This is a genomic window from Borrelia coriaceae, assembly GCF_023035295.1.
GTDB lineage: Bacteria > Spirochaetota > Spirochaetia > Borreliales > Borreliaceae > Borrelia > Borrelia coriaceae.
Genome location: NZ_CP075076.1, coordinates 131,473 through 145,288 on the forward strand (window position 1 = coordinate 131,473; position 13,816 = coordinate 145,288).

The 13,816-nt window shown below is 29.6% G+C and carries 10 protein-coding genes; 3 read left to right on the forward strand and 7 right to left on the reverse strand.

Annotated features, from left to right (window positions below; translation table 11 throughout):
• Positions 1-52: 52 nt before the first annotated feature.
• The gene (locus tag bcCo53_RS00665; protein WP_025407817.1) at positions 53-1,192 is read left to right on the forward strand and encodes a tetratricopeptide repeat protein; all 1,140 of its coding nucleotides are present in this window, start codon (positions 53-55) and stop codon (positions 1,190-1,192) included.
• Between the two features lie 46 nt (positions 1,193-1,238).
• On the opposite strand, the gene hisS is transcribed toward bcCo53_RS00665, so the two are convergent.
• A complete protein-coding gene (gene hisS, locus bcCo53_RS00670) occupies positions 1,239-2,609 on the reverse strand; it encodes a histidine--tRNA ligase (RefSeq protein ID WP_025407818.1) in 1,371 nt (456 codons plus the stop codon).
• A 142-nt stretch (positions 2,610-2,751) separates the two neighbouring features.
• On the opposite strand from hisS, the gene bcCo53_RS00675 reads away from it, so the two are divergent.
• Positions 2,752-4,629, forward strand: a complete 1,878-nt coding sequence (locus tag bcCo53_RS00675) for a penicillin-binding protein (protein ID WP_025407819.1) — start codon at positions 2,752-2,754, stop codon at positions 4,627-4,629.
• Position 4,630: 1 nt separating this feature from the next.
• Here the strand turns inward: bcCo53_RS00675 and bcCo53_RS00680 are convergent, their stop codons facing one another.
• From bcCo53_RS00680 to bcCo53_RS00700, 5 genes are all read right to left on the reverse strand, one after another.
• A complete protein-coding gene (locus bcCo53_RS00680; protein ID WP_025407820.1) occupies positions 4,631-6,523 on the reverse strand; it encodes an AMP-binding protein in 1,893 nt (630 codons plus the stop codon).
• 152 nt (positions 6,524-6,675) lie between these two features.
• Positions 6,676-6,969, reverse strand: coding sequence for a PG0541 family transporter-associated protein (locus tag bcCo53_RS00685; protein ID WP_025407821.1), 294 nt, complete (start codon positions 6,967-6,969; stop codon positions 6,676-6,678).
• Positions 6,970-6,986: 17 nt separating this feature from the next.
• Positions 6,987-10,259, reverse strand: coding sequence for an efflux RND transporter permease subunit (locus bcCo53_RS00690; RefSeq protein WP_025407822.1), 3,273 nt, complete (start codon positions 10,257-10,259; stop codon positions 6,987-6,989).
• Positions 10,260-10,275: 16 nt separating this feature from the next.
• Positions 10,276-11,238, reverse strand: coding sequence for an efflux RND transporter periplasmic adaptor subunit (locus bcCo53_RS00695; protein ID WP_025407823.1), 963 nt, complete (start codon positions 11,236-11,238; stop codon positions 10,276-10,278).
• 12 nt (positions 11,239-11,250) lie between these two features.
• Positions 11,251-12,435: a TolC family protein gene (locus bcCo53_RS00700; RefSeq protein ID WP_081725080.1), complete on the reverse strand. Its 1,185-nt coding sequence runs from the start codon at positions 12,433-12,435 to the stop codon at positions 11,251-11,253.
• A 174-nt stretch (positions 12,436-12,609) separates the two neighbouring features.
• On the opposite strand from bcCo53_RS00700, the gene yidD reads away from it, so the two are divergent.
• Entirely contained in the window at positions 12,610-12,903 is a 294-nt protein-coding gene (gene yidD / locus bcCo53_RS00705) for a membrane protein insertion efficiency factor YidD (RefSeq protein ID WP_155806395.1), read from the forward strand.
• Here yidD and bcCo53_RS00710 read toward each other — a convergent pair.
• The gene (locus tag bcCo53_RS00710; RefSeq protein ID WP_025407825.1) at positions 12,892-13,788 is read right to left on the reverse strand and encodes a glycine betaine ABC transporter substrate-binding protein; all 897 of its coding nucleotides are present in this window, start codon (positions 13,786-13,788) and stop codon (positions 12,892-12,894) included. The genes yidD and bcCo53_RS00710 overlap by 12 nt on opposite strands.
• Positions 13,789-13,816 lie beyond the last annotated feature (28 nt).

The following is a 13,816-nucleotide window of genomic DNA, read 5'->3' on the forward strand; positions in this document are numbered from 1 at the left end:
TTGTACATAAAACATAAAATAATATCATGAGGGTAAATTCAACTTTATGCAAATGGAAGTTAATAAACTTATTAATAAATCTATTAGTTATTATAACTCTCAAAAATACTCAGATGCAATAAAACTTTTAGAAAAAGAAATTTTCTTTTATAAAAATTATTACTTTTATCATTACATTTTAGGAATGTCTTATCTTAGAATGGGAAATTTAGGAAATGCTCAGACATATCTAAAGAAAGCTTATACTTTAAATCCAACAGAACCAGATGTCAAACAATCAATCGCAATACTATTAGCAGCTCAAGGCAAAGAAGACAAAGCCATACAGATATGGCTTAAAATGATAGAAGAAAATCAAGAAATAGAACGCTCAGAACTCTCTTTAGAAACCATTCGAAAAAATCCAATCCAAGGAGCATTATTTCTCAATAGAAACAAAATATATGCTAGACTATTCCCAAAACTCAAAGTAAAAACAGGGCAAAATCTATCCAAACTAATAAGGATATTGATAATAATAGCAGGACTTGCATTTTTATTGATAGCAATATTTTTAATCATACATTCCAACGAAACAATTAAATTACCATTAAGTGTTCCTAATATAAATACGAAAAAAAATATTAACAACATTGCAGCATACATTGATGATATTAAAATAAATGACAAAGAAAAAATTGAAAACCAAGAAGGACAATTTGTATTCATACTTACTGAAACTGAAATTAAAAACTCATTCCAAAAAATCAAAACTCACTTAAAAAAAGGCAAAGACAATTTCGCAAGAATAGAAATAAATAAAATATTAAATTCCAATGCATCAGAATCAATTAAACTTAAAGCTAAAAACCTTGCAAGCTTCATCTCAAGGCCCGACTTCATTACATTCAACGATTTTTTAATTTTAAAAGAAATTAAAAAAAACCCATTAATTTACTCAAATGTATATGTCAAATGGGAAGGAATTGCAAACAACATTGAAAAAAAAGAGAATATAACTTACTTTGACTTTTATGTAGGATATAACAAAAATGTTCTTGAAGGCATAATACCAACAAAAACAACTTTCGATATTGACATTAATTTTAAAGATTGCGTTGAAATACTAGGACAAATAGAATATGATTATAATACAAACACATTAACTCTCAACGCAATTACAATACGCAAAATAGAAAAACAAAAGACCTAATGCTTGCCTAAACAAGCAAAGTCAATAAAACTTAAATTTATTTAAATTAAAAAGGTGTACATAAAAATTTGTCATTGCCTTTAATAAATTTAATAGCCTCATCAAAAGATAATAACAACTCTTCCTTTTTAGTCAAATCTCTAACTTTTAATTTATTTTCTCTATATTCGTCTTGGCCTACAAAAATTAAAAACCTTATAGACTTATCAAGAGCATATTCTATTTGAACCTTAATATTTTTACCATCTTTACTCTTCGGATATACCTCACAAGCAATATTATTGATCTTGGAATAATCATGTCTTCTAAATTTATCTGCAAGTTTATAATAATAATCCTGTAAACTATCGTCTATATTAACAATCAATACTCTTGAACTCGCTTTAACTACAAACAACTTAATATAATTAAATTTCTCAAGTTCAATTATATCTTGAATCCTATCTATACCAAAAGATCCCCCAACGCCTGAAACCTTTTGCAAAGAACTAGAAAATAAAGACAATAAATTATCATATCTCCCACCACTACAAATACTCCCCATATTAATGCCCATCATTTCAGCCTCAAATACAAGTCCGGTATAATAATCAAGCCCACGAACTACCTTAAGATTAAAATTAAAAGCATCTTGAATCCCTAATTCACTAAGATGCAAAAAAATATCTTCAATTCTTTTAAGAGAATCATTATCTCCTAAAACACCTCTTAAGGTCTCAAGTTTATCCCAAAAAGTTCCCTCTAAACTTATAAAGTTTAATATGAAATTAACACATTCTTCACTTAGCTGTGAAAGCAAATTTTCTCTCACACTATCAATCCCAATTTTACCTAATTTATCTATATTCCTTAAAATAAAGGTAGCTTGCTCCTTTAATCCCAACTTATCAATATAAGCATTCAATATTCCAATATGAGAGAAATGAATAACAAACTTCCTATTAATACCTTGTATAAAATTTAAAAAAATCTCTTCAAGACCACAATAAACAACAGATAAAATTTCAGCATCACTACGAAAAGTATCTTCACCTACTATATCAAAATCAAATTGCATAAATTCCCTATATCTACCTCTTTGCGTATTTTCACCCCTAAATACCTTTCCCAACTGAGATTTCCTAAAAGGAAATTTAATCTTAGACCTATTAGTAGCCATAAATCTTGCAAAAGGAACCGTTAAATCAAAACGCATAGAAATATCTCTATCACCGTTATCCTTAAATCGATAAGTTTGTCTTTCAGCTTCATCCCCGCCTTTTTTTAAAAGAAATTCAGAATACTCAAGAATAGGAGTATCTATTAAATCAAAATTATACGAAACAAGAACACTATATATTTGTTTTATAACATGAGTACGAATTAACGCTTCTTTTGGCAAGTAATCTCTAAAACCTTTTAAAGTTCTAATATCCACTATATTTAAACCTCTACTTATTAATTTATTAATTTCAAATTTAATCTTTTCATAATATAATATTATAAATATGAGAAAAAATTAATACCAAATCCTTAACTGTCAAATGTTTACTATAATATAAGGAGCATATAAATATTTAATGCACAAAAATTTTGCTAGCAGTTTAAGATTAAATATCGTCCTAATAATTTTCCTCATAATAACACTGTTAACCATCTATAAATATTTTATTCTAATGTCATCAAAAGATATACAATATTTTTCTCAAAACATAAACTATATTTCAAGAAGAGGAAATATTTATGATAGAAATGGCAAAATAATAGCCTTCTCTTCAAAATCACATTCAGTCGGAACAAATCCAAATAAAATAAAAAATATTGTAAATACATCAGAAACTCTTGGCGCAATACTAAAAATTGAACCTCAAATAATTAAACAAAAATTATCTTCAAAAAAAGGATTCACTTATATAAAAAGAAAAATAACAAGAGAAGAATCTGAACTAATTAAAAGAATTCAATCAGAAGGAAGATTAAAAGATATCATACTTTATCCAGATTACACAAGAATTTATCCATTTAGAGAACTTACAAGCAATATTACAGGATTCGTTGGAACCGATAACACTGGACTTACAGGTATTGAGCTCTCTCTAAACAATATATTAAATGAAGATTTTACAAAACAACAATCCATAAATGAAAAATTAAGTATAAACAACATATACTTGACAATAGATATAGAACTTCAAAAAGGTATAAATCAAATAGCAAAAAAATACTTTAAAGAAAATAAACCTGAAAATATGATTGCCATAGTAATGGACGCTAAAAATGGAGACATTTTATCAATGCTTCAATTCCCACAGTATGATGCAAATGATTATTCAAAATATCCTAAAGAAATATGGAACAATTTTGCTACTTCCCTAACCTATGAACCTGGAAGTATTAATAAAATTTTTACAGTAGCAATTCTATTAGACAGTGGATTATTAAAATTAAATGAAAAATTTTTAGACAACGGTATATACCAAAAAAAATTCAAATCAGGAGAAATAGTCACAATTAAAACCTTAAATCCTCCTTATGACTATATCGATCCTAGTGGAATTTTAATTTATTCATCAAATGTAGGAATAGCACACATTACAGACAAAGTAAGTAACGAATATTTCTATAACAGACTAATAGACTTTGGGTTTGGAGAAAGAATCGGATTTCCTTTTCCTGGAGAAACAAAAGGTCTCTTAACTCACCATTCAAAATGGTCAGGACGAAGCAAAGCCACAATAGGATTTGGACAAGAAATAGGAGTCTCTGCCATTCAAATATTACAAGCCGCTAGCGTATTAAGTAATGATGGAACTATGATAAAACCCAAAATCATAAAAAAAATAAGCAACGACATGGAAAATACAATTCAAAAATTTCAAAAAGAAGAAATTAAAAAAGTAATATCTAGTCGTACAGCAAAAGAAGTTTTAAAAATGATGCGGGAAGTTGTAAATAAAGGAGGAATACCAAAACTGAAAATGAAAAACTTAAATATTTCAGCAAAAAGTGGAACTTCCCAAGTAATCGATAAAAACACAGGCAAATATTCAGACGAAGATTACACATCATCAATACTAGTAATATATCCTACAGAAGCTCCTAAATACATCATATATATTGTTTATAGATATCCTAAAAAGATAATATATGGAACAAGAATTGCTGCTCCAATAGCTAAAGACATAATAGAATTGATTGAAAATCAAAACAAAAAAAATGGATATAATAAAATTAAAGCTTCTTCAAAAGTTATTATACCAAAACCTACAATAAAATATGGAACAACAGAAAGCCTCCCAAAACTTACAGGACTCTCAAAAAGAGACTTAATAAAAATCTTAAAAAACTACAAAAACATAAAAATCAAAATCAAAGGAAACGGTTTTGTGTATAGGCAATCTCAACCACCTAATACAAAATTAAAAGACATAGACGAACTTGAAATATATCTAAAATAATTTAAGAAAATAAATTTTTTATCTCATTTTTATAAAAATCTAAAATATAATTACGCTTAACATCCATCTTAATAGACATCTCTTTCCCCACTTCAAATGGTTTTTCTAAAAGAACGAATTTCAATATTTGCTCAAAAGGCTTAAATCCATTGGCTCTATTAATAAGCTTTTTGATCTCATCACCAATAGCTTTAAGAACAATATTATTTGCAACAATCTGCTGCCTATTATGAGCATCAAGAATTTTTTGACCCATGCTTTCTAAATATTTATTAATCTCTTCAAAATTAGGAAGAATCAATGCACCCAAAAACTTCTGATCTTGGCCCACAACAACAGCTTTTTCAATCAATAAAGATTCCTCAAGTTTAATCTCAATTGGAGCAGGCTCAATATTTTCTCCATTATTTAAAACAATAGTATCTTTTTCTCTACCTATAATCTGAACAACATTATCCCTTGATAACTTAACAATATCGCCCGTATTTAAAAATCCATCAGATCCAATAATTTGTCTTGTAGCATCTTCATCTTGATAATACCCAATCATAACCTGAGGACCTTTAATAAACAAGACCCCCTTTCCTGGTTTTTTAAGCCTATTACCATTCTCATCCCTAATTTCAGCAACAGTTCCAGATAATATCTTACCACAAGTACCAAGTATTATTTTCTTATGTTCATTAGACGCAATACCAGGAGACGCCTCTGTTAATCCATAAGCATTAGCAAGCTCAATACCTATTGAATTAAAAAACCTGACAACAGATAAAGACATGCTACCACCACCCGTGATCCCGACAACAAAATTACTGCCAAAAACTTTTCGTATTTTTTTAAAAATAATTAAGCTTCCCAAAACTTTAAGAGGAAACAAAACAACTAAACCTAAAACTCCTAACGTTTTTTTGATAGAAATTAAAAAATCAAATCCATTATCAGGATACAACCCTAAAACTATCCTATAGCAAATATCATTCAAGCATGCTGATTTAACAAAAATTTTAAATAATAATCTTGATAGGATGCGTTTTTTCGCAATCTCTTTAAAAATATTTTGCCTTATTGCAATCCAAAGCCTAGGAACAGCCGCGATATAATGTGGATTAATATTTTTAATATCATCAAGCATATTTCTTGGAATAATACTTGAAAATAAGCAAGTCATACCTTTAAGAAAAATATTATAAGAAAACGATCGCTGAAATGAATGCCAAATTGGCAAGATACACATAAATATTTGTCCCTCATGAGTACTAATCATTCTACTAAAACTAGACACTTGATAAAGAAAATTAGCATGAGAAAGCATTACCCCTTTAGGATTCCCTGTAGTACCAGAAGTATATATTACCGTTGCCATATCATCAGAATTAATATCATTTAAAATTTCAATAATTTCCTCATCGCATCTTGATTTATCTCCAATTGAAATGCACTCTTTATAAGTATAGATTTTAAAACCACTGAAACGTAGCTTTTCACTTTCATCTAAATCATCAATAATAACAATTATAGGGTTAACTTTAAAGTTAACTTGAACCACTAAATCAAGAAGATTTAAATTTTCAACTATGACTATATTAGGAAGAATATTATTAATAATAATTTCAGATTCAAAAAGAGTAACATCAGCTCCCTTTGGAACATCTACAGCACCTAAAGCTAAAATCGCAAAATCTATAACACTCCACTCAATTCTATTCTCAGAACAAATAAACACCTTATCCTGATATCCCAAACCCATCTTTTTTAAAAATGCTGCAAATTTTAAAACATTACTTTTTAACTCCTCATAAGTAACACTGAAATATTCTTTATTGCTTCTATATATTTGTGCAATTATATTGCTATGCTTGTCAGCAATTTTAAAAAAGGTCTTTACTATTGACATATAACCCCTACTACACACTTATAATAACTAATATTTTAAATAAATTATAACACCTTAAATAGATAAAATCATAATTCAATTTTCAGGACCTACAAACTAGTCAACAGATAAATTTATATAAAGTAGATATACATACCAAAACTAATAAAGATCTAGTTACCTATAACAAAAAATCTAATTCCTTCAGTAGGATATTCTTGCTCTAAACTCTCAATAGCACTTCTTAATCTTTCTATAACAACCAAATTATTGGTATAAATTATAAGAATAAAATTTTCTTCAGGCCAAATTGCATTACCCTGCTTTTCACCCTTGCGTCCTTTTCCTTTAACATTATATATCTTAGAATAATATATATATTCACCCAAATCTTTCTCTATCCTACTTATATGTTCATGCAAATCAAGCTCTAAAGACAGATTAGAAATTACCTCTGCCCTATACACACACCCTCCTGTCAACCTCAATCTTCATCAATAAAAAAATCATTCGAATTATCATCAGCCTTAGTATCCCCTTTAGTACTACTCTTAGAAATATCTATACTATTTACATTTTTATTTTTATTTGAAAACCTCTCATTTGCTCCCTTAAGATCAGTTTTGCCAACAAGAATCCATGATTTAAAAAAAATAAATTTTTTCATAGAAATTTTGTAAAAAATTTCAAAAATCATAGGAATAAAAAACAAAGTCAAAAACGTACTAGCAACCATTCCGCCAATAAAGGTAAAAGCAATTGGTTTTACAAGACTATTATCACTAGAACCTGAGAACGCAATAGGGAAAAGTCCAATTATTGACGTTAAAGCAGACATTAAAATTGGCCTAAACCTAGAACGACCTGCTTCAAGTAATGCCTCTTTAAGATCAAAGCCCCTTTTAAGCAATAAGTTAATATAATCTATCAACACAATTCCTGTATTAACAACAACACCAACAAGCATAAGCATACCAATAGCAGTAAAAACAGAAACTTTTTCTCCCGATATAAAATAAAACAACACAACACCTATCAAGGTTAATGGTATTGTAAAGAGAATAATGAATGGCTTTAATAAAGATTCAAATTGAGCTGCCATTACTCCAAATACAAGTAAAATAGCCATCAAAATTATCACCCTAAATTGCTTCATATTACTTGCAAACTCATTGTATTCTCCTTCAAATTTAACCAAGATACCATCCTTGCGAGGAACCTTATTAGTTACAAAATCCACTACCTTTGCTGTCATTAAAGCTAAATTTTCACCAGGAGCAATACCTGCTGTAAGCTTCACCACTAAGGATTGATCTTCTCTGGGAATCTCAGTAATTCCTTTAACCTTTCTAATTTTGGACATTGAAGATAAAGGAACTTTAATACCAGATGCATTTATAATAAATATTTTGTCTAAATCCCTCAAACTAACAATATTGCCTCTATTAAGCCTAAGCAAAATATCATAGCTTATTCCATCTTCAATATATTTTCCTGCCAAAATTCCATCAATATTAGCCCTAATTTCTCTTGAGATAGTTTCAAGATTAACCCCATAAAAATAGGCCTTTTCTCTATCTATTTCTATATCAATTTGAACCTCTTCTCGCACATTAAGTCTAGGATTAACAAGACTAGGAAATTTTTTCTTTAAAAGACCAACTAATAACTCCCCATATTCTTTTGCATACTCAAAATTAGAAGCGGTAATTTTGATCTCAATAGGAGGAGAACCAAAAGGACCACCACCCCCTTGTGAAAAAGCATTAGAACTAAAGTCAGGATAAATACTCTCAACACGCTTATAAACCCTATATTGAATATCCTCTTCATTTTCAAGCAGTTCTTCATTAACTTCCTCCTTTAAAGGCAATTTAACTTTAAAAACAAACCCACTCGAATTTATTTCAGAAACGATACTCTTATATACCTTAATTTCACTTTTTAAAATTTCTAAAATTTTATCCGAATAAAATTTTGAAATATCCAAACTTGTCTTATGAGGAAAATTAAAATTAAAATCAATTAAGGAAGAGGATTCATAAGGCATAAGAGATACATTTAAAAAAGGCAACAAGATGAAACTTAAAATAAAACAAATAAGAACAACGAACGAAAAAACTAGTTTGCGACTCAAAACATAATTTAGCAAATTAACATAAGATCTCTCTAAAATAGAATAAATTCCATATAAAACCCCATCAATCTTCTTAATCAATTCATTTTTGATAGGTTTTTGAAAAGTAGTGTAAAGCCCAACATAATAACTTGAAAGCACAGGTACTAAAAAAACTGCAACAAAAAAAGAAGCTACTAAAGATATTACAATAGTAAAAGCAAAATCTCTAACAAAATCACCAATAATGCCTAACTCAGCTTTAAAAATAAGCATAGGAGCAAATACACAAATTGATGTCAAAGTTGCAGCCATAATTGGCAACATCATTTCTTGTGTGCCAAGAATGGCAGATGAGATAAGTTTCGCACCCTTTTGCCTATATCTATATATATTCTCTATTACAACAATAGAACAATCTACAAGCATACCAACACTCAAAGCAAGACCTGAGAGACTCATAACATTTAGAGAAATATTTGCAAAATACATCAAACAAAAGGTAAGAATAATTGCTATTGGTATTGTAATACCAATAATAATTGTGGCTCTAAAATTTCTTAAAAATAAGAGAATAATACATAATGCAAGCACTGCCCCTGAATAAGCTGAATCAACAACAGAAAAAATAACCTTTTTAATATGTTCAGCACTATTATAAAAAATATCTAAAGATATATCTTTTGGAAGTGCAAGCTTAATTTTTTCAACCTCTGCATTTACCGCATCTGCAACAGCAACAGAATTTGCATCACTCTGTTTTTGTACGGACAGCACAATGGAGGGTTTACCATTATAATATGCATAATTTTCTGGAGCTTGAGCAGTATTCTTAATACTTGCAATATCTCTTAGCCTGACCTGAACAATTGAATTATTACCTAAAGAATAAGTGCTTGGCTCCTTATAAGCAATAACCACATCTTCCAAATCCTTAATTGAGTTAAACTTTCCAGACACTTGTGCTTGGTATTTCAAATTATTGTCTAATACATTACCAACTGAAAATTCAATATTTTGAGAAGAAATAAATGGTACTATTTCTGATAAAGTAAGTCCATATGCCTCTAACCTATTTTGAGACACTTCAATTAAAATATGCTTACCCCCATCTCCAGTAACCTGAACACGTCCAACCCCATTAAGTCTTTCCAACTTGGGCCTAAGAATATTATTTGCATATCCCTTAAGTTCTAAAACTGGTCTATCAGCATACATAACAAAAGATAATAACGAGGAAGAGCCAAAATTTCCTCTATCAACTTTAGGAAAGTCTGCACTTTGTGGCAACATATTTCTTGAAAGTTCAAGCGCATCTCTTATTTCATTTAAAGCTAAATCTAAATCAGTTCCATGATAAAATTGAAGATTAATAAGACTATATTCCTTAAATGAATTACTAGTTATTGTTTTTATATTTTTTACTAAAGATAAATTACCTTCTAGAAGGCTTGTAACCTTTTCCTCCACTTCCTTTGCAGAACTGCCCGCATACTGTGTAGAAACAGTTATATTATTCTCTTCAATGTTGGGCAGCAAATCTATCTTTAATCTTGAAAAAGTATAAAGACTAAGCATTATCAATAATGAAAACAATATTAACATCGTTATTGGCTTATCAACAATCTTCTTTATCAACATACTGAAACCTCAAAAATTAAACATTGTCTTCAATATCAAGACCATCTTGAATATCAACTATATCTACATAAGCTCCATCAGAAAGAGAAGATATACCCTCAATAACAATTAAATCACCCTCATTAATACCTTCTCTAATAGACATAATATTATCCACCTCAAAATCTATTGAAGGAAAAACTCTTTCTACTGTTTTTGTATCGGTATTTAGTCTAAATACGCAAAGTTTACCTTCTCTTTCAATAAAAGCACGGCTTGGAATTTTAACTACATTGTCTAGATGTTTAGTAACAAGTTTGATCTTGGCAAACATACCAATAACCATTCCTGTATTATTCCCTATAGGTTCAAGATACACTACAGCAGTACGACTTTTAAAATCTAAAACAGGAGATACTTCTGAAATCTTAGCTTTAAATTTTTCATTAGGATAAGATTCAAGCTCAATAATTGCATTATTGCCAACTTTAATGTCCAAGACATATTTCTCAGAAACATAAGTTTTAATCTGCATTACATCCATTCGACCTATTAAAGCAATACTTTTTTGAGGATCAACTCTCTCCCCAACTCTGCAATTAATAGCCAAAACATACCCAGACATCGGTGCTCTTACTGGACTTTTTAAATAAAAAAAACCTGGCCTTGAAGGATCGACCGTTGCAATAATTTGCCCTTCTTTTACATAACTTCCAAGCCTTATATTAAGAGACATTACTTCACCTGCAATATCGGGAAATACCTCAGCCTTAACTTTGGTATCTATATCACCATTTAAAGGAATATAATTACTCAAAGCTCCCTTGCAAGCTTTAATAGCAACAACTGGAAATCTATAAGGTTCATTAGCAGTATCATTGGTGGCAATATCCCCTTGAATTTCACTCTCAATCTCGTCACTACATGAAAAACCAAATAATAAAACTAAAACAAATAAATAATACTTAAAATTACCTCTCACATTAAAACCCACATGCACTCAATACCCTTACTAATCCAAATCATTTATTAAACTTTTATATTCAAGTATTGCATTAGCATAATTGAGCTTATCTCTTATAAATTGTAAATCATTTTGCTTATAGGAAGCTTCAATGTCATTTAATTTTACAAGATCTATGGTACCCGCATTAAAAGCATCAAAAGCTACCTGATAATTTTTCTTAGATATTTCGACATTTATCTTAGAATTATCCAAAATAGACTTATGTAATCTTACACCTTTACGTTTTTGAATAATATCGGATTTAAATTCACGAATCTTACTTTCAACTTGATTTTTTAACGACTTTAATTGATAATCTTGTTCCCATATTCCTACAAAACTTTTTGAAAATGGCAAAATCTCAGTTAAACCATAAGTTAACCCCAAAGAAAACTGCAACCCTTGATTCAATGAACCACCAAAACCATCACTAAAAGAAATGCTCCCAGGATTATAAGAAAATGAAACCGAAAGTCTTGGCAAGAAAGCATCTAACCAAAGACTATCAAGAGTAGTCTTCATAATTTTAGTCAAATTATTTAACTCTTTCACCTCTACATGTTCATTAATATCTATGACTTTATCAAACAATGAAATGTCTAAGCTCTCATCTGACAACTCCCCTACAGTTTCAAAATCTTGCAAGACACCCAGTCCTAATAATAACTTAAACCTTTCCTTAGTCCCTTCAAACTGAATGATTTGCTCATCTAGACTACGCTGAAAGTTACTATGCTTAAGCTTAGCATCAAGATAATCTATCTCAGAAACAATTCCATTATGATAAGCAATTTTTACTTGCTCAAACTTAAGTTTGCTATTTTGAAACTGACTCTTCAACACTTCTGAAATACTCTTAAGAGCTAAAAGCTCATTATACATCTTTAAAACATTCAACTTAATAAGCTTAATAGCTTTTTCTCTGTCTATGATAGCATCCTCATAATTCAAAACAGCAAGTCTAAGTTTATGAGCAATAGATGGAGATACCAAAAGAGAAGCAGAAACACCAAAGTCTAAATTCCAATACCCTCTTGATTCTAGACTAGGCATAAAATGATTTTGCCTAGAAAGATTTGATGTAAACCCTAAATCTGGCATCAAAACATTCCACGAATTATCTTTATACAATTTTTTTATCTTTTCTTTATACTCAGCATTCTTAGAATCCAGACTATTCTCTAAAGCCATACGAACAGCATCTTTAGCCGATATTGTAATAACCTCTGCATAAGAAGGAAACGATAAAATAAAAATCAATATTAAATGCTTAATATTCTCTCCTATAAATACAGTAAAACATTTATTTTCTAATACTTAATATATTAACATATAGTATAATAAGATTATAATATTATTATACATATGTACATCCTAACAAAGCTTTCAGTACCGCTCAATTTAATATTTATCTTATTAATCAAAATATATCAAAAAACTTTTTCTAAAATCTTTGGTTTTTGTTGCATATATGAACCTAGCTGCTCAAATTACGCAATACAATGTCTCAAAAGACATAACATTATAACTGCTTTGACCTTAATTGCATTAAGATTGCTTAGATGCAATGCACTATTTAAAGGAGGATTTGAGTCATTACCAATTGAAAAACCGATATTCAAATCGCTTCAAGAATTTAAAACAAGATTAATTAAATAAATTTTTGTATTTATCTGGAACCCAATTTTTGACATACTCTTTATGAGTATCAACAAATTCAACAGCATTTTTATACTCCTGTCCAGGCTCCTTATAATTCTTTTTTATTAAAGGCAACAACAAATCCTCCCCCCAATAAAAATTATCAAACACATAATAAGCATCAGGATCATCTTCTTTAAGCCCAAGTCTAACTAGAGAATGAATATTCTCAGGCCCCCCCATTGACAACAAGGGATCATCTAAAAACTTAATATTATATTTGGCAAATGCCCAATGGGGCTTCCATAAAGGAACTAAAATCCACTCATTTTTCTTAATGGCAGATTCTAAACTTGCAAGCATTACGCTCTCACTTGAGGAAATGAGCTCATACTCCTTATCTAACCCATAACGCTTGAGAGTTTCTTCTACAGAAAGTTGAGTACCCGCCCCCGCATCTATTCCTACCATTTTATTTTTAAATTCAGAGCCTCTACCCTTAAGCTCAACAATACTTGAAATTGTAACATAACTTGGCACCACAAATCCCTGCAATGTTCCCTCATAATTAGCACCAAGATCAACAAATTTATCCTTAAATTTTTCATAATAAAATTTATCAGCAGTAGGAACCCATGCAGATACCATACCATCTACCTGTCCCGATGCTAAATATTGATACATTATAGATGCTGTAACAGGAAATATCTCTACACTATATCCTATCTTCTCAAAAATAACCTTCATAATATTAGTAGCAACCGTTTCTCCTATCCAATTAACATATGCTATTTTAATGGACCTTGAACTTTGAAAGCTATTATCCTTAGAATTATCATTTTTATCACAAGAGAATAAAGCCAACATCAAACTTATACAAACAGACATCAATAAACCTTTCATAAATTAATTCTCCTATTACGACACAAAA

Coding starts and splice junctions, on each gene's coding strand:
- bcCo53_RS00690 (WP_025407822.1), bottom strand. CDS start 10,259: ATGTTGATAAAGAAGATTGTTGATAAGCCAATAACGATGTTAATATTG.
- bcCo53_RS00710 (WP_025407825.1), bottom strand. CDS start 13,788: ATGAAAGGTTTATTGATGTCTGTTTGTATAAGTTTGATGTTGGCTTTA.
- bcCo53_RS00665 (WP_025407817.1), top strand. CDS start 53: ATGGAAGTTAATAAACTTATTAATAAATCTATTAGTTATTATAACTCT.
- bcCo53_RS00700 (WP_081725080.1), bottom strand. CDS start 12,435: ATGGCTTTAGAGAATAGTCTGGATTCTAAGAATGCTGAGTATAAAGAA.
- bcCo53_RS00680 (WP_025407820.1), bottom strand. CDS start 6,523: ATGTCAATAGTAAAGACCTTTTTTAAAATTGCTGACAAGCATAGCAAT.
- yidD (WP_155806395.1), top strand. CDS start 12,610: ATGTACATCCTAACAAAGCTTTCAGTACCGCTCAATTTAATATTTATC.
- bcCo53_RS00675 (WP_025407819.1), top strand. CDS start 2,752: ATGCACAAAAATTTTGCTAGCAGTTTAAGATTAAATATCGTCCTAATA.